This window comes from Nostoc sp. DedQUE02 (genome assembly GCF_034531035.1).
In the GTDB taxonomy this organism is placed as follows: Bacteria; Cyanobacteriota; Cyanobacteriia; order Cyanobacteriales; family Nostocaceae; genus Nostoc.
This window is the reverse complement of sequence record NZ_JAVRBY020000028.1, coordinates 19,125-37,061: the sequence shown is the minus strand read 5'-3', so window position 1 is coordinate 37,061 and position 17,937 is coordinate 19,125. Positions and strand designations below refer to the sequence as shown.

At 41.5% G+C, this 17,937-nt stretch carries 14 protein-coding genes; 10 read left to right on the top strand and 4 right to left on the bottom strand.

Annotated elements, in window-relative coordinates; translation table 11 throughout:
• Positions 1–10 precede the first annotated feature (10 nt).
• Complete coding sequence (locus tag RMX98_RS20615; RefSeq protein ID WP_322680243.1) at positions 11–790, top strand: isochorismatase family cysteine hydrolase; 780 nt, start codon at positions 11–13, stop codon at positions 788–790.
• 261 nt (positions 791–1,051) lie between these two features.
• Positions 1,052–1,507, top strand: a complete 456-nt coding sequence (locus RMX98_RS20610) for a cupin domain-containing protein (protein ID WP_322680244.1) — start codon at positions 1,052–1,054, stop codon at positions 1,505–1,507.
• Between the two features lie 250 nt (positions 1,508–1,757).
• Here RMX98_RS20610 and RMX98_RS20605 read toward each other — a convergent pair whose 3' ends face one another.
• Positions 1,758–2,735 (bottom strand): RsmB/NOP family class I SAM-dependent RNA methyltransferase, encoded by a 978-nt coding sequence (locus RMX98_RS20605; RefSeq protein WP_322680245.1) that lies wholly within the window; start codon positions 2,733–2,735, stop codon positions 1,758–1,760.
• A 208-nt stretch (positions 2,736–2,943) separates the two neighbouring features.
• Here RMX98_RS20605 and RMX98_RS20600 point away from each other — a divergent pair, with 208 nt between their 5' ends.
• From RMX98_RS20600 to RMX98_RS20590, 3 genes are all read left to right on the top strand, one after another.
• Positions 2,944–4,362 carry a DUF2157 domain-containing protein gene (locus RMX98_RS20600; protein WP_322680246.1) on the top strand — a complete coding sequence of 473 codons (1,419 nt, stop codon included), beginning with the start codon at positions 2,944–2,946 and terminating at the stop codon, positions 4,360–4,362.
• 238 nt (positions 4,363–4,600) lie between these two features.
• On the top strand, positions 4,601–5,311 hold the full coding sequence (locus tag RMX98_RS20595) for a GDYXXLXY domain-containing protein (RefSeq protein WP_322680247.1): 711 nt from the start codon (positions 4,601–4,603) through the stop codon (positions 5,309–5,311).
• An 835-nt stretch (positions 5,312–6,146) separates the two neighbouring features.
• Entirely contained in the window at positions 6,147–7,472 is a 1,326-nt protein-coding gene (locus RMX98_RS20590) for a calcium-binding protein (RefSeq protein WP_322680248.1), read from the top strand.
• A gap of 324 nt (positions 7,473–7,796) precedes the next feature.
• On the opposite strand, the gene RMX98_RS20585 is transcribed toward RMX98_RS20590, so the two are convergent.
• Positions 7,797–8,207, bottom strand: coding sequence for a universal stress protein (locus RMX98_RS20585; protein WP_322680267.1), 411 nt, complete (start codon positions 8,205–8,207; stop codon positions 7,797–7,799).
• An 89-nt stretch (positions 8,208–8,296) separates the two neighbouring features.
• Here RMX98_RS20585 and RMX98_RS20580 point away from each other — a divergent pair, with 89 nt between their 5' ends.
• Positions 8,297–9,499 (top strand): phosphoglycerate kinase, encoded by a 1,203-nt coding sequence (locus RMX98_RS20580; RefSeq protein WP_322680249.1) that lies wholly within the window; start codon positions 8,297–8,299, stop codon positions 9,497–9,499.
• Positions 9,500–9,638: 139 nt separating this feature from the next.
• Positions 9,639–10,256: an NUDIX hydrolase gene (locus RMX98_RS20575; protein ID WP_322680250.1), complete on the top strand. Its 618-nt coding sequence runs from the start codon at positions 9,639–9,641 to the stop codon at positions 10,254–10,256.
• 218 nt (positions 10,257–10,474) lie between these two features.
• Here RMX98_RS20575 and RMX98_RS20570 read toward each other — a convergent pair whose 3' ends face one another.
• Both RMX98_RS20570 and RMX98_RS20565 read right to left on the bottom strand, forming a co-directional pair.
• Positions 10,475–12,616 carry a serine/threonine-protein kinase gene (locus RMX98_RS20570; protein WP_322680251.1) on the bottom strand — a complete coding sequence of 714 codons (2,142 nt, stop codon included), beginning with the start codon at positions 12,614–12,616 and terminating at the stop codon, positions 10,475–10,477.
• 376 nt (positions 12,617–12,992) lie between these two features.
• Positions 12,993–14,684, bottom strand: a complete 1,692-nt coding sequence (locus tag RMX98_RS20565) for a serine/threonine-protein kinase (RefSeq protein WP_322680252.1) — start codon at positions 14,682–14,684, stop codon at positions 12,993–12,995.
• 128 nt (positions 14,685–14,812) lie between these two features.
• On the opposite strand from RMX98_RS20565, the gene RMX98_RS20560 reads away from it, so the two are divergent.
• The 3 genes from RMX98_RS20560 (at position 14,813) to RMX98_RS20550 (ending at position 17,812) form a co-directional block, all read left to right on the top strand.
• Positions 14,813–16,327: a phenylacetate--CoA ligase family protein gene (locus RMX98_RS20560; RefSeq protein ID WP_322680253.1), complete on the top strand. Its 1,515-nt coding sequence runs from the start codon at positions 14,813–14,815 to the stop codon at positions 16,325–16,327.
• Positions 16,328–16,598: 271 nt separating this feature from the next.
• A complete protein-coding gene (locus RMX98_RS20555) occupies positions 16,599–17,537 on the top strand; it encodes a cation diffusion facilitator family transporter (protein ID WP_322680254.1) in 939 nt (312 codons plus the stop codon).
• 68 nt (positions 17,538–17,605) lie between these two features.
• A complete protein-coding gene (locus tag RMX98_RS20550) occupies positions 17,606–17,812 on the top strand; it encodes a hypothetical protein (protein WP_322680268.1) in 207 nt (68 codons plus the stop codon).
• Positions 17,813–17,937 lie beyond the last annotated feature (125 nt).

Below are 17,937 nucleotides of genomic sequence, written 5' to 3'. Positions count from 1 at the left end.
TTGGAATTTTATGAATTTACCATTACGGACATTGGGAGTTGCACCTAATGCGTGGACAGTGAATGATGCGATCGCAGATATTACTCGTCCTCAAAAGCCCCCACAACCCGTTATTTTATCAACAGAAACTAAAACCCTGCATCTAGACTTGGCAAAAGCTGCTATCCTCATCATTGATATGCAAAACGACTTCTGTCACCCTGATGGCTGGTTAGCGCATATCGGCGTGGACGTAATTCCGGCGCGTCAGCCCATTGAACCTTTGAATAACTTACTTCCCGAACTGCGTGACGTTGGTGTTCCAGTTATTTGGGTAAATTGGGGGAATCGTCCCGACTTACTCAATATTAGTGCTAGTTCGCGTCACGTCTATAATCCCACAGGGGAGGGTGTGGGATTAGGCGATCCATTACCAAGTAATGGTGCTAGAGTACTCATGGCAGGTAGTTGGGCTGCGGCAGTAGTAGACGAATTAGAACAACTTCCCGAAGATATTCGTGTGGACAAATACCGCATGAGTGGATTTTGGGATACTCCATTAGATAGTATCTTGCGAAATCTAGGAAGAACAACATTATTTTTTGCTGGTGTTAATGCCGATCAATGTGTACTAACCACGTTATGTGATGCCAACTTCTTAGGATATGACTGCGTGTTAGTTAAAGACTGCACCGCCACCACTTCTCCTGAATATTGTTGGCAAGCGACATTGTACAACGTCAAACAATGCTTCGGTTTTATCAGTGACTCACAAGCAATTTTAACAGGACTGCAAAAGAGTGAGGAGTGAATCAATTTTGGACTTCGGCTTACCTCGGCTCCGCTCGGCACAAGTCGCTCAGTCGAACTATTTTAGATTGATCCTATGTATGAATACTCTTTCTTAGATCACTGGAGTTTAGATTTTTTATCGGGTTTAAATTCTCTTGCTATCAGACATTTTTGAATTTTGAATTATTCAATCAAAAATTAAAAATCTAAAATTCTGTGATTCAGAACTTGTATTTTAGGAATTTTCGTACCCATCGATAAATTCAGAGGGGATAAATAAATGTACGCTACTAGTTGTGTAATTCCGGTAATCAAATCTCCCAAAGATTACCAAGTATATCGTATCAGCCCTAACGATACTAATCGATTAGCAATTATCTTTGATTCGATAAATGCTAATACTTCCTTGACTTGCTGTATAGAAATTTTTGATGTTGGTGGACAAACACCGCCAAATCGTCATCAGTGGGCAGTGGAAATGTTTTTTGTCCTCAAAGGGGAAGCGATCGCTATGTGTGACGGCAAGAGTGCCACGATCAAAGCTGGAGATAGTTTATTAGTGCCTCCCACTGGAACTCATTTGATTAAAAATACTGGTTCTACTCGCTTGTACACGTTGACTGTTATGGTTCCCAATGAAGACTTTTCGGAACTAATTCGCAGTGGGATTCCAACAGAGTTAGATGAAGAAGATATGGCAGTGCTGGGGAGATTTAATGCTTTGATGCCTTGTTAAAATAATTTGTGTTGAAGAAGAATTCAGAAGTCATATCATGTCTGGATAATCTTGAGAAAGATGTGACTAATGGATAGCTGCTTAATACGGTTCGGATAAGCATTTTTCATTTTCCTTGTGGTCTGAGGAATGGGTAAGGGGTAAAGGGTAAAGGATGTATTCAAAACCTTTCCCCTTTTCCTTTCCCTTTTAACCGAACCGTATTGGATAGCCGCTTGGCGGGGTGTGGTTATTCAAGTTTAATAAGTAATCAAGCGGACATCAGATAATTTGATTTTTTCATATTTTGGTAAATATATAGCGAAGATATTGTATTTAAATCTACTTCTTTAGGCTCATCATTAGTATTTTTAAACAGAATTGTAAATGCACCAGCACCTAATTTATCTTGAGGAAACATCCGATAACAAGGTATTGTAGTTAAATGCGATTGATATTTAGATAAGTTACTAATTTCTATCGCTTTAAAATGGGGAAAGCGTTCTAATAACCATTCGCAAACTTGCTCATTTTCTTCGGGCGAATATGTGCAAGTCATATAAGCAAGATAACCTTGCGGTGAAACAATTTTAGCAGAGTTAGCTATAATACGCTTTTGCCGATTTGCACTTTTATTAATAGCAGTTGGGTGAAAACATCCGGGTGCTTTTTCACCTTTAGCAAGTAACGATTGTCCTGTACAAGGAGCATCTACTATTACTAGATTGCTAGAGTAGGGAAATATTTCGGCAAATATACTTGAATCTCGATTAACCACTGCATTAGGGCTAATGTGGCAACGCTTTAAATTAGAAATTAGCATTCCCAGACGTTTACCAATAACTTCATTACTGATGAGTAAGTCAGGTTGTAAAGCTCTCCAAGCGAAGATACTTTTACCTCCTGGTGCAGCACACATATCAAAAACTAAAGGCACTGAATCAGGAATAGTTAACAAAGTAGTAGCCGCAAACACCGAAGAAAAATCTAAACAATAGAAATATCCTTTTTCATGCAAGGTATTCTGACCGGGTTTTTCTCCCAGAGATAAGCGGTCTATAAATTGTGGTTGCCAAGAGGTTGGTGTTTCCACCGTAAAAGGTGAAGTATCTGGCTTTTCTTGACACCAAAGAATACTAGGTAAAAAAGGCTGAGGATTTATTAAAGCCTCAATAAATTTTTCTTGCTCGTCTACATTGGCGAACAAACGCCGTGAGACTTTAAGTAACAAATTAGAAGGTTTTTCCATATAGATGATGAATTATCAATTACGAATTATGTTGCCGAGCGAAGTCGAGGTACGAATTACGAATTACGAATTAGTACGTTGTATCTAAATCAAAATCAAACTGTTACACAAGAACAATGTAATTAAGGCTTTTGGCTTCATACTCAAAATATAATGACCGCCATTGGGATCGCAATGGCCAAGCTACCCCACTGCACCGGAGAAGGTCATGTTCTTAGATAGTTTTCCGCAAAAATTACGCAAAGAAGCACAACTATGGAGGGATGAAGGATTAATTAGTTCTTCGCTGTATGAGCAGATAGCAGAACGTTATCAATTTAAAAACCTGGAAGCTGCTGCACGCGATCGCAATAAAGCAATCGCGATCGCTATCGGCAGCATCCTTTTGTGCTTAGGCATAATTACCTTTGTATCAGGAAACTGGCAGGGAGGATCGCGAGAAGTCAAATTTATTCTAATGATGAGTTTGTTTTTTGCGATCGCCATTACCGGATTCTACAATTGGAGACCACCTGAAGGAAAGAAGCCAGAACGAAGCAAACGCCTACTGGGAGAAGGGTTGCTAATTTTAAGCGCCTTCATCTTCGGTGCAAATTTACTGCTGATGGCCCAAATGTTCAATATTGTTGGTTCAGTTTCCCAACTGTTTCTCGCCTGGGGGTTCGGTGTTGTGGTCATGGCCTTCAGTTTGTCCTTAAATTCTTTAGGAATTTTATCAATTATCCTTGTGGAAATTGGCTATTGGACTGGACTAGAAGACTTATGGTACGCAACAGGAGAGTTAACTTGGTCGCGGCTAGTAGTGCAACATCTGCCTTTGTTGGCATGGCTGGTATTTGTACCCTTAGCCTACTTCTGTAGATCCCGTTGGATTTTTGGTCTAGCAGCCTTTGTTTTTGCTAGCTCCTTACAAGCCAATCTTAATCCTCTGCCACTGCTAAATTACGCTGATATAGCCCCTTGGGTGGCATCTTTTGCTTTTGCACTCCCACCTGCATTATTCTGGAGTTATGATGATTTACTGTTTCCAAGCATAAATTACAGATTGTTTCAATCTCTAGCCCGTAATTTAGCATTGGTAAGCTTCGGCGTTGTCTTTTACGTTTTGTCTTTTCGTTGGGTCTGGGAATCTCCAGATTATACTTATAATCAGCCAACGAATTTGACAAACTTATTCGAGTCTCTGCCGATTATCGATTTGGGGATTCTCAGTGGCTTGGCGGTTTTACAATGGTTGTTTCTACTGCGTCAAAGAAATAATCCTCCGCGCCGCGAAGTGATTTTCACAACTGCTGTCATTAGTACATTTCTTGTCTTTATTGCAATAGTACCTTTTTGGCATCAAACTATCAGCAGGATTGATGAACTTGGCATTTTTATTTTCAATGTACTTCTTGCAACATTAGCCTGGGGACTAATTCAAGAAGGATTGAAATTAAGCAACAGAAGTTCCTTTTGGGGCGGTATGCTGTTAGTAACACTGCAAATTATCAGTCGCGTGCAGGAGTACGATACAGACTTACTTTTTAAGTCGCTAGTCTATATCCTGTGCGGTTCTGCTTTAATTAGCGCTGGACTTTGGTTTGAACGTCGCCTACCTGGTGGTAGCTCTACAAGTAAAAAGTAGGGCAAAAGATGAAAGAATTCAGGAGTCAGAATTCAGGAGTCAGAATTCAGGAGTCAGAATTTAGAAAAAGTTAACTAAATCTAAAATTGAATGATTCCTAACTCTTAACTCTTAACTCTTAACTCCTAACTCCTAACTAAAAATCTCTGTGCGTCAAAATTTTTAAAGTTTCTCTGCGTCAGTCCTAATCTCGTTACTTTTAACCTCTTCAAGACCTCTGCTTTTTAGGACTACGCTCATGAGTAATACTTCTTCTGAATCTAAAAATAAACCCTTGTCTCCCGAAGCCGAATTTTCCAATAAGGTGACTTTTCGGGATTACTTGATTGCTAGTGAACAAAAATCGAATAAGCCCTTACCTTTTTGGCGGTTACTTGCTCCCCTGGCGCTGCAAACAGGGCTAATTATGGCAGTACCAGCCCAAGCAGTTTATACAGACGTAACAGGTAAGACGGTGATTTTACAAACCGTACCTGTAGACCCTAACAATGTGATCGAAGGTAACACTTTAGCCTTAGATTACAACATATCCCGTACCTCAAATTTGAGCAGACTACCTGGTTGGCAAACATTAGTCAGCAAAGGTCGTGGAAGTGGGAGAAGATTGCCCGAAGGAACTAACATATATGTGACTTTGCAAGAGCAATTATCCTCTGGTCGCGGTGTTCCTAGAGCTTGGAGACCATTACGAGTAAGTAGCGATCGCCCCACAACTCTTAGAGCCAACCAAGCAGCCTTAAAAGGTGTTTATCAGGATGGCTCTGTTAACTATGGCTTAGAAACATATTACATCCCAGAAAACCAACGGCAGCAGATTAGGAACGACTTACAAGCCCAACGCGCCCGCAGAGGACAAGTACCACCCATTGTGGTAAAAGCGAAAGTAGATCCACAAGGTAAGGCAGTCCCAGTTAGTATGTGGGTGCGCGATCGCAACTATCGTTTTTAAGCTTTTAGGCAAAGCATGTAAACATGCAAGGTTTGTCTCTAAAATTCTGAGTGCCGGAAGTTGGCGCTCAGAATTTGCTGTTTGTCATTTGTAAATACAAATGACAAACAGCAAAAGTGAATCTTGATGCTAGTACTTAGCACTATTTGTGACAGGTTAAGGTAATTGCACTAATATATCGAAGGTTCAGTCTAAGGGGATAAATCCAACTTTTAGACTGGCTTTCGCAAGGCTTTGGCTCTTCCATAAATATTTATTTAATAAGTTAATTTTAATACTGGAAGACGAGTTAACCGTTTTAGTATTGAGTTGATTCTAAGTTACGGTTGCACTGAAACAACTTTCAACTTGTCATGTGCAATTGCCTGAAACGAGAGTAACAAAGCATCCAGAATTTTATAACCCGCAAATTGGGTTATTACGCGAACGGTAAGATGAAAATATAAAGGGTAGATAAAAAACAGTACTCTTGTATACATTTTTCAGCAATAATCATGAAGATTATGCAAAGATTTGTATGAGATTATATAAATCTAAGTAAATTTCCGCTATGTAAGTACTATCAGCTTATAAGCTGCTTACTCTTTTCAAGTGTTGAATAACACGTTGTTTTTTGTCATTAACATCCATAGAGGTCGTTGGGATCATGACAAAGAATTCGTTAATCAATACTTGTCAAGTCTGAAACTTTCTAGTTCTGACTCTGTGAAGTTCTGATCAAAGAAAGCCTGATATCAGAGTTATCTGTGAATTCTGACTTAAAAAATTTTTATTAAAAGAGTAAGACTCTCAGGGGTTAAAACTCTATCACACTCAATTGAGGAAGGTTAATATTATGTCCAGATTAATTGTTTCTTTACCCCCGATCATAGGCACTTCTGGTTCCGATCTAGTGGTGGGACAAGAGGATAATGCATTCCCAGCAATTGGAATTGAGGTTCTAAAAAACGGAGTCATTGAGACTAGAGGGGGTAACGACACTATCAAGGGTAGTGCCACTGGTGTCTCCGGTGAGGACGTAAGTGCAGGTACTGGCACAGGCATTGCTAACAGTGGCATCATCAATGCAGGAAAAGGAGATGATACTATCTCTGGCACAGGCACTGGCGGTTTCGACTCTCTACGCTCTGCACTTGGTATAGGTATCTCTAACACTCAAGGCGGCTACATTAATGGAGGAGACGGAAAAGATTTGATCTCCGGAACCGGAAACAGAGGTTTTGCTAAAGGCATCAATAATACTCAGGATAGCCGCATTGATGGAGGATTTGGGGACGACTCTATCTTTGGAACTGGAAATGGACAATCTGATGCTGGTATAGGAATCTTCAACAGTGGTGGCAGCGATATTAATGGAGGAGAAGGGAAGGATTCCATCTCCGGAACTGGAACTGGTAGTGTTTTTGGAGGAGATGGTACAGGCATCTTCAACACTGATAGTAGCGTTATTAGTGGAGGTCTTGGAAACGATTCTATTACTGGTATCGGCAAGGGCGGTAGCGCGTTAGCATCGCCCGATAGGCTTAATACCCCTGCAGGTAACGGTATAGGCATCTCTAACAGTAAGGGTAGCACGATAAGTGGAGGGCAGGGAAACGACTTAATCTCTGGCACAGGCACCGGCGGTGCAGGGGACAATAGCCCTTTTGGGGATTATGAACCTGGTGTAGGTATAGGCATTATTAACAGTGGCAGCATCAGTTTAGGCGATGGCAACGATACCCTTATCGGCACTGGCATTAGTAAAGGCATAGGTATTGATAATACTAATGGCATTATCTGTGGAGGGGCAGGAAATGATAGCCTTACTGGGTATGGCGCCAGCATTGGCATCCAAGGTGGCACTATTGATGGCGGAAACGGTAACGATTACTTTAAAGCCCGTCGAATTGATAATAGCGGTAAAGCCGTTTCAGACCAAGGGGGCGCGATCGCCAATGTCTTGCTTAATGGTGGATGTGGAGCCGACACATTTGATGTTGGTTACGGTAATGCTACAATCAATGGTGGATCGGGATGGGACAAACTAATTCTGTCTGATTTCAAAACTGATTACACCATTCTAGGCAGCTCCAATAATTACACCATTAAACGTGATGAGTTCACCCTTAATGTCTTGAATGTTGAGGAAATCGTCTTTTTTGGCGCTGCTCCACTGTAAATTGTGTTTGAAATTGCTGATCGGTAGACTGTGCTTTGGGTTGCCGATTGGATCAAAAAGAGGCATTTAAAACAAAAAACTTTTAATTAGGTATACAGACGAATGGCACTAAGAAAAGCGCAAATCCTTAATCTGCCTGACTTTTGGGTGTAAGGGTTGCACAGTGAAGAATTAAAAACCAAATAATACTTACAAATCAACTACTTCCTCTACACTCCCACACCGAGAAGAAGCAAGGGTTTCACCTTTTCTTCGCGACATTCGTCCTTTTCCCCTCTTTTTTAATTAGCGATCGCACTATAACTAGTATTCGGCAACATACTGCTAAGGTACAATCAACACTGGGCAAGGGGAAAGGTTAATCACGCGAGTAGTAACACTATCATCCGCTCCCTCTTCAGTCAAGCCTAGCCCCCGACAGCCCATGATAATTAAATCAGCCCTGATTTCATCAGCGACATCGCAGATCGTAAAAGCTGGTTTGCCCCGCCTTTCTAAGGTTTCAGATTGAATTCCTTGTCCAGAAAATAAAGATTGGGCATTTTCCAGCAGTTTCGCAACTACCTCTGGCGACACCATCGGATCATCTGCGTTAGGCGCATCTGGAAGCGGTTCTTCTACCACAGACAGCAGCACTAAGCGACTGTTGTACTTTTTAACTACGTTAGTTACAACGTCAGCAGCTTCCCGCGTTTCCCGGCTTTGATCGATAGGAAATAATACCGTCTTAAATATATCTGTCACTTGGGTACCCCTGACTCCGGTAAAATCTTGATGGTTCTACTTTCAAAACAATAACAAAAAGGCAATCAGGAGAGTTTGGTGTGTCCAAAAAAAGTTTAGCAAGTTTATCTTCGGCTGATATATCTGGGAAACGTGCCTTAGTGCGGGTTGACTTTAATGTGCCTGTGGACGATCAAGGCAACATTACCGACGATACTCGCATTCGCGCCGCTCTACCAACCATCCAAGATTTGACGCAGAAGGGAGCTAAGGTCATTCTCGCCAGCCATTTTGGCCGTCCCAAGGGTGTGGATGACAAATTACGCCTAACTCCCGTTGCCAAGCGTCTGTCTGAGTTACTGGGGCAAGAAGTCATTAAAACTGATGATTCCATTGGCGATGAAGTTGCAGCTAAAGTTGGTGCCCTGCAAAATGGCCAAGTGCTGTTACTCGAAAATGTCCGTTTTTACCCAGAAGAAGAGAAAAACGATGCAGAATTTGCGAAAAAATTGGCAGCTAATGCTGATTTTTATGTAAATGATGCTTTTGGTACTGCACACCGCGCCCATGCTTCTACTGAAGGTGTGACTAAATTCCTCAGTCCTTCTGTGGCTGGATATTTGGTTGAGAAGGAATTGGAATATCTGCAAAACGCCATTGAAAATCCCCAACGTCCTTTGGCGGCAATTATTGGCGGTTCCAAAGTTTCCAGTAAAATTGGCGTAATTGAAACACTGCTGGAGAAGTGCGACAAGCTGATCATCGGTGGTGGGATGATTTTCACCTTCTACAAAGCCCGTGGTTTGAATGTTGGTAAGTCGTTAGTAGAAGAAGACAAGTTAGAACTAGCGAAGTCTTTAGAAGCTAAAGCTAAGGAACGGGGTGTTACTTTCTTGTTACCTACAGATATAGTATCAGCAGATAAGTTTGCTCCTGATGCTAATGCGACAACCGTCAGCATTGAGAACATCCCCGATGATGGTATGGGTTTGGATATTGGCCCAGACTCAGTAAAAGTTTTCCAAGATGCCCTTGCAGATACCAAAACGGTAATTTGGAACGGGCCAATGGGTGTGTTTGAGTTTGATAAGTTTGCCGCAGGTACGGAAGCGATCGCTCATACTCTCGCCGAAATCGGTAAAACTGGCACAACTACGATCATTGGCGGTGGTGACTCGGTAGCGGCTGTAGAAAAAGTTGGTTTAGCCGATCAAATGAGCCACATCTCTACCGGCGGCGGCGCTAGCTTGGAGTTACTTGAAGGCAAAGTATTGCCTGGAATTGCAGCTTTAGATGATGCGTAAGTAGGGATTGGGGACTGGGGACTAGGGACTGAAGAAGGGAATAGGGTAAAGGTTACAGGGTACAGATTATTCCCTATCACCTATCACCTGTCACCTTTCCCCAATACCTAAGATCCAATCCCCGACATAAGAAAAATATATGCAACCTAAATGGCTGGAATGGGCGCAAAATTTACAAGCGATCGCTCAAAATGGTCTAACCTATTCTGAAGGCGTTTTTGATATTGAACGTTACAAACAATTACGAGCGATCGCCACAGAAATTATGGCAACCTACTCAAATGTAGAACACAGCTATGTCCTCGATTTGTTTAGCCGTGAAGTCGGATATGCAACTCCTAAAGTTGATGTGCGAGCAGCAATTTTTCGAGACGATACTATCTTGTTAGTCAAGGAAAGAGCCGACGGCTGTTGGACTTTACCTGGTGGATGGGCTGATGTTGGCGAGTCTCCCAGTGAGGTAGTTGTCAAAGAAGTATATGAAGAATCTGGATATCAAGCACGCGCTATCAAACTACTAGCAGTCTATGACAGAGACAAGCAGGGACATCCACCGTTTCCATTTTATGTATACAAGCTATTTTTTCACTGTGAACTGATTGGTGGTTCTCCATCATCAAGTATTGAAACTGAAGAAGTAGGTTTTTTCCCTGAAGATGCGTTACCAGAACTTTCTATTGGACGTGTGACACCAAAGCAAATCACCCGACTTTTCCAACATTATCGCCAACCAAATTTACCAACAGATTTTGATTAGAGATTTCCAAATAAAAAAATATCCCAAACTCGATTGCAAAATCTCTCTATTCCTCTTCACTCTGTGTTCTCTGCGTCTCTGTGGTTCATTTATTTGGATAATTTATTTTTTGTAAATCCCTTAACGTGAGTTAGACGAACCTCTTTCTCTTTTAAACTAAAGTTTCAGGTGTCCCTTTCCAATTCGAAGAGGGACAGATTTTTGATCGGATTTGTACTTTAGGGAGTTACCGTCGGTGTCGGTGTGGGAGTTTCTGTAGGAGTTGGTGCAGGCGTAGGAGTGGAAGTTTCTGTGGGAATTGGCGTTGGCGTTGGTGTTTCTGTGGGTGTTGGTGTTGGTGTTGGTGTAGGCGTGGGATTTTCCGCCGTGATGCTGAGTTGATAATCTAATGGTTTCGATGCTGTGGAAACCACAACAAACTCATAAAATCCATTTTCTGGTAATTTAGTTGATAAACTGCGTTTGCTAGAATCTTCTAAAAATTGGATTTTGCCAGAGGGTGAATAGACTGATAACAAAACTTGGGAATTTGCTTCTAGTTTCAAGTCCAGAGATTGATTTTTAGCAAGTCCAGCAATGAATACTTTGCCATCACCAGGTTGGAGAGTACCGTTGACTGTTTTGCCTGTAGTGCCTGGATCAAAGACAAGCTTCTGGAAAGCGCTACCAGCTACGATCGCACTAAGTTTATCGCTAACAAATCCGTACCAAACTTGTCCAATGGGCTGGTTTTTGAAATTTTTACCACGCTGTTCGGGAAATACACTGAAAAAAGCGGCATCTCCTAAATCATACAAAGAACGACTACCAACGTTGATTTTGTTGACTTCCACTTTCCAGCGATCGCGTTCAGACGTTGTATAACTTCCCAATTGTCGGCGGGCATTGGAACTCAGTGGTGCAAGCTTTTCCAGCAATTCTGAGGCTGTTTTATCCCATTCTGCCCGCAAACCCTCATCTTCAGGGCCATCGCTGAGAGTGCGTCCCCGTAAACTGGGATTTCTATCCCAAAAAACTTGATTCACCAAGTTCACGTAGAAGTTAGAGTTAATACCCAATTGTTGACGGCGATCGCTTAATTTTTCTTTGCGTTCCCGTTCTGCTGGTGAATATTGCGCTAAAGGATCGGTCGGTTGTTCGCTGGTTGGAATGGGGCTAGCTGTAGGATTAGGTTTGACTTCCCCGATATCGCGTCTACTATTGACTCCCCACCAAATTAATCCCACACTACCAGCGACTAACGCCGCCACAAGGAAGGTTTTTGTTGGTGTCCACCAGGAGGGAGAGGGAGGAGATGAGGGATATGAGGGGGTTTGAGAAGGTGGAGGAGGTGGGGAGACGGCGACGGTGGCGGATGTGGGTTGTGGTGGAGTGGGGTATTGGGTTGGGGGATAGTTAGCAGGAGGCGAGTTGATAGCTTGGAGTACTTGACGGGCTGATTGATAGCGATCGCTTGGTCTGGCAGATAGCATTTTATCTAATACTTGTCCCAAAATTGGACTCAAGCTTACTTCCCGTCGCCACTCCCAGGTGAGATTGTAGGTATCAATTAAATCTTGGGGTTGTTTTCCTGTCAATAAAACCAACATTGTTGCCGCCAGTGCATACAAGTCGCTGTGGGGAGATACTAACCCAGTTTGCATCTGTTCTGGGGGCGCAAATCCGATTTTACCTAATAGAGTTGGTGCTGGGGGAGGTGCAACCATACCGGGTTGGTAATATTCGGAAGCTACAGTTGCTACTACTTGTTTAACACCGCCAAAATCAATTAATACTGGCAGTTTGTCAACAGTGCGAAGTATTAAGTTATCTGGAGAAATATCTCGATGAATAACGCCTATGGAATGGATATATTCCAACACTGGCAAAATTTGTTGCAACAATTGGTGTACTTCCGCTTCTGTAAAGCGTAAACCCCTTTGTAGGCGGGTATTTAACAACGAGTTGTAAGTTTCCCCCTCTACATAATCTTGCACCAAAAACAGATATTCTTTGCCCCCTAAGTTCAGCCGAAGTAGTTCGCGGAAGCGGGGAATTTGGGGATGTTGCAGTTTATAAAGAACACTTGCTTCTCTCTCAAACAGTTCTTCAGCTTTTTGGACGACGTAAGCGGTTTGAACTTGGGGAGAAAATTCCTTTAAAACACAAAGTTCGCGAAAACGATTGACATCTTCAGCTAAATAAGTGCGTCCGAAGCCACCTTGGCCAATTTGACGCACAATCGCATAGCGATCGCCTAAAGTCAATCCCGGTTGGATACCGTAACTCATGGGTGTATCCAACAAATTCTCACCACATTGGAGACAAAAGCGGCTACCTGGGGAATTTTCATGTCCTTTAGAACAATATATTTTAGTCATTTGTTATTTGTCATTTGTCATTTGTCATTCAATACTTTTCGGATAAACCTAACAATCTCTCTTTTGGTCTGGGTAAAGGTTAAAGGGTAAGGGGGAAGGGAGCAATGCGATGAGAGTGAGGTGGGCAAGCTCTTGAGGCAGGGGAGGAGAAATAAATTAAGTGTATTTTGAAGTATTTATAGTCGCGCATGTTACTAAATTCTCTCTTTACTCTCCCTGCTCCCCCTGCTCCCCCTGCTTCAAAAAGCGATGATCTCACATTTTCGCGTTGCTCCCAGGGGGAAAGGTGAATTAAAACCTTTCCCTTTTCCCTTTCCCCCAAAACCCGAAAAGTATTGATTAGTCATTAGTTATTTGTGACTCTTCCCCAGTCCCGTTAATTGCCAGATTGTACTTTACTGACTTGATCGGCTGCGATCGCATACCAAATTTGACCAAAAGTTTGTTGATTCAGTTTCCCACGCTGCTGACCAGGAAACAACCGATCAAATTTTTCATTTGTGTCTTTGGTTAGCCGATCAATTGTATAATTCCCAAACTGCCCCGATCGCGCAAGTCGTCTCCATGTTTCGTAATCTTGTGCAGTATATTTACCCAGTTTTCGACGAGCTGCTGTACTGAGGTTAGCCTGTTCTAATTTATCCAATAAATCGTCAGCGATGCCAGACCATTCATCCCGTAAACCAGCATCTTCAGGTTTAGATGTCAGGCTACGTCCTTTTAATTCTGGTTTTTTTGTATAAAATAAATCGTCTACTGTGCGAATAAAAAATCCTTCAGTAATTTCTAACTCTTGACGACGACTGATTATTTTCTGGAGGTCGCTATTTTTTCCTTTGTCGGCGACTGGTTTTCCAGTTGGAAAGCGTGGGATTTGCGGTAATGAAGGTAATGAAATTGATGGGATAGTGATTGAAGTTACGGCACGAATGGCTGCATTTCCCGCCGCTAAAGTTAATCCAACTAAAGCCGTTACCCCTAAACTCATCGCAAAAGGACGAATCCAAACAGGGAAAGTTCTCGGTTTAGCAATTGCTTGCGTTTGCCTCTGGAATCTACTAATAACCGCACTGGCGCGTTGTCTTCCCGGAGCAACTACCATCGTCTTAATCTTGGTGGTAATATAATTAGCCGGGGATTTAATTGCAGTTGACGATGGTAAATCTCTGAGGATTTGCTCGGCTCGTTGGTAGCGATCGCTTGGTTTATAAGCCAGCATCTTTTTTAATACCGCTTCCAGTTGCAAACTCACTCGAATTTCCTTTCCCCATCCCCAAATTCCCTGATAGCTGTCGTATAACTTTTGCGGTTCTTTACCTGTGAGTAACACCAGTGATGTAACTGCTAAAGAGTATAAATCACTACTAAAAAATGCTTTTCCTTGTCGTAACTGTTCTTCTGGGGCGTAGCCTTTTTTACCCAGTAAAGTGTTATTTCCAACCAACTTAGTCTGCCAAAAACCTTGAGAAGCTGGCAATTGTTTGACACCACCGAAATCAATCAGCACTGGCAAATTATCAGAACGCCGCCAAATTAAATTATCAGGAGAGATATCACGGTGAACCACATCTTGTGAGTGGATGTAGGCTAATACAGGTAAAATCTGTTGCAGTAGGATGATTACTTCTTCTTCACTAAAAGTCTTTCCTTGAGTTTCGCGTTGTTCTAATAATTGGTAATAATTATCACCATCCACATAATCTTGTACTAGAAAGAAAAAATCTTTAGTACCTATTTTCACTTGTAGCGAGGCGTGAAAACGCGGAATCTGTGGATGCTGGAGTTTTTTCAGAACATTGGCTTCTCTCTCAAATAACTCTTTAGCTTTTTGTAAATCTTGATGTTCTTGTACTTGGGGTGCAAATTCCTTCAGCACACAGGTTTGATGGGATTTACTGATATCTTCCGCCAAATAGGTGCGTCCAAAGCCCCCCTGTCCTAGATGGCGGATAATTTGATAACGATTATCCACAACCTGTCCCACAGCAAGAGGTAATGGTTCACCACAATGGGTACAAAAGCGGTTACTACCATTATTTGTGTGTTGTTTACTGCAATAAAGCTGCATGGTGCTGAAGGATAAATTAAGGTTTTATTGAATGACTACAACGCGCATACCCTCATTTTCGGATATTCTACGAATTAAGAATTATTTTAACGATGTTGATTTTATTTTCAGGATAAACAAAAAGTATCATGAACCCGAAATCAAGACAGCAGCAGGTAATTAAAGCATTTGAAGATTTTTTATCTACCCCCCTAGAAACCATACTGCAACGGCATCTTAACACTCAAACTTCGGCAGCTTTGAGTTTATTTCACGATGTGGCGGCTAATGTACCTGCCTACAAGGCTTTTTTAGCAGAAAGGGAAATTAATCCCGCGACTATTCAAACCTTAGAGGAGTTTCAAAAACTACCAGCGATCGCTAAACAAAATTATATCCTGCGTTATCCCTTAGCTGACTTGTGCCACAACGGACAACTAGAAACGTGCGACATGATAGCTGCTTCATCAGGTTCTAGTGGTAAACCGACATTTTGGCCTCGTTTTTTCACAGATGAACTCCAAATCGCCACACGCTTTGAACAGATTTTTCACGATAGTTTCTATGCAGATACCAGACGTACCCTAGCAGTGATTTGTTTCACTTTAGGCACTTGGGTAGGTGGGATGTTTACTAGCAATTGCTGTCGTTATCTTGCTAGCAAAGGTTATCCCATCACTGTAATTACTCCTGGTAACAACAAAGAGGAAATTTTGCGAGTTGTCCAAGAACTTGGTTCAGCATTTGAACAAGTGGTGTTACTGGGATACCCGCCATTTTTAAAAGATGTGATTGATACTGGTATCGCTCGTGGTGTGGAGTGGCAGCAATATCAGATTAAATTAGTGATGGCGGGAGAAGTATTTAGTGAAGAATGGCGGAGTTTAGTTGGCGAACGAGTTGGTTCACAAAATCCTTGCTATGATTTTGCATCACTTTACGGCACTGCGGATGCAGGAGTTTTGGGTAATGAAACACCCTTAAGTATCTGCATTCGCCGTTTTTTGGCAGAAAATCCCGATGCAGCGAGAGCTTTATTTAGAGAATCGCGTTTACCCACGCTAGTACAATACGATCCTTTCACTCGCTTTTTTGAAGTTCAAGATGGCGGATTGCTGTTTTCAGGAGATAACGGTATTCCCTTAGTACGTTATGACATCTTGGATACTGGCGGGATAATTAGTTATGATGCGATGCTGCAATTTTTAGCTGAATGGGGATTTAACCCGCTTGAAAATCTCCGTTCTGACACTCAACAATCACCTAGAGGTATTCATCAGCTACCTTTTGTTTATGTCTTCGGTCGTTCTAACTTTACAGTTTCCTACTTTGGTGCAAATATCTATCCAGAAAATGTGACGGTGGGATTAGAACAACCAGGAATTCAAGAATGGGTGACGGGTAAATTCGTGTTGCAGGTGAAGGAAGATGCTGACAAAAATCGATTTTTATCTGTGGTTGTGGAGTTAGCACCAGGGGTAGAGGGTAGTGAAGATCGAAGAGAAGCGATCGCATCTTCTATTCTTTCACAATTGCTACGCCTAAATAGCGAGTTTGCTAATTATGTTCCCGCAGAATATCGGACACCACAGGTTACATTAGCACCAATGGGTGATTTTGAATATTTCCCTATTGGGGTGAAACATCGTTATACCCGTAAATAGTACAAGATGCGATTATCGCGTCTTGTATTTGAATCGTTTGAATTGCATCTCCTTCTCGTATTTGATTAATCACTGGACTTTAGACTAAAGGAGAGCGATCATTATATTTTTGATGTCAAATCACAGCAAATTTTGACGCGAGGTGAAACACAAACCAGATGGGAAAATGGTGTACTTACTACTGAATATCGCAACAGTTCTTTCTTGCGAGGTATTGTGATTAAGCCAGTCTGTGAAAAACTTACCTATTTAGTAACTAATATTTACAATCATGGCAACTGATTCATCTAAGAAAACAATCTTTGCGGCGATGGGGGCTAACTTAGCGATCGCTATTACTAAATTTATCGCCGCCTCTATTACTGGCAGTTCGGCTATGATATCTGAAGGTATTCATTCAATTGTAGATACTGGCGACCAACTAGTACTTTTACTGGGAATTAGCAGAAGCCAAAAACCAGCAAATGATAGCCATCCTTTTGGCTACGGTCAAGAACTTTATTTCTGGACTTTTATCGTTGCCATCCTCATCTTTGCTATCGGTGGTGGAATGTCAATTTATGAGGGAATTACTCATTTAATTAACCCCAGTCCTTTAGAAGACCCAAAATGGAATTATATTGTGTTAAGTGTGGCAATATTATTGGAGGGTTATTCTTGGACTGTAGCTTTAAAAGAGTTTTTGCCGATCAAAGGTAAACAAAATTTTTGGCAAGCAATCAAAAATAGTAAAGATCCCACAGTAATCACAATTTTATTTGAGGATACTGCCGCAATTTTAGGTTTATTCGTTGCCTTAATCGGAATATTTTTAGGACATCTATTTAATAATGTTTATTTTGACGGTATCGCCTCAATTCTTATTGGCATTATCTTAGCTATAGTAGCAGTGGTACTAGCGAGGGAAAGTAAAGGATTATTAGTTGGGGAAAGTGCCGATCCTCAAACAATAGCTAATATCCGTTACTTGTCAAAAACAGAACCAGGAGTAAAAGAGGTTATCCGGGTGCTAACAATGCAACTTGCTCCAAAAGAAGTATTACTCAACTTAGAAATTCAATTTTCCCATAATCTTACAGGTGAAGAAATAGCCTTAACTGTAGAAAATTTAGAAGCAAATATTCGCCAAAAGCATCCTGAGATCAAACAAATTTTCATTGAAGCTAAATCCTTAACTGCATCTCGCAAATCTTCTCAAAATTCTCAATAAAATTTTCATAAAAATCAACTACAGTCCTGAACTGCACAACAAATTAATTATGGTAAAAATTCTTAGTCATAGTACAGGCTTTTGGCTCACCTGGTATCGATCCTCGATGGACTCATGCTAATAAAGATGGAGTGGAAACAGCTTACTCTACCTTTAGCAACATTTGGTTTACTATCTGGAAGATAATCAGGAACAGCCAATCAACTTTACCTTTTTCTGGATTGAAAGCAGCAAGTGGGAAGGGTGCGATTATACGGTTGCAATTTCGTGATTAGTAATTAAGAATACTGTAACAAAAAGATAACAGTAAAATCATCTGGAAAATCTGGAAGGGAATCTTTAAAGCATAAAATAAAAAAATCAAACTTATCTGGTCATTATAGGCTAAAGTAATAAAAAT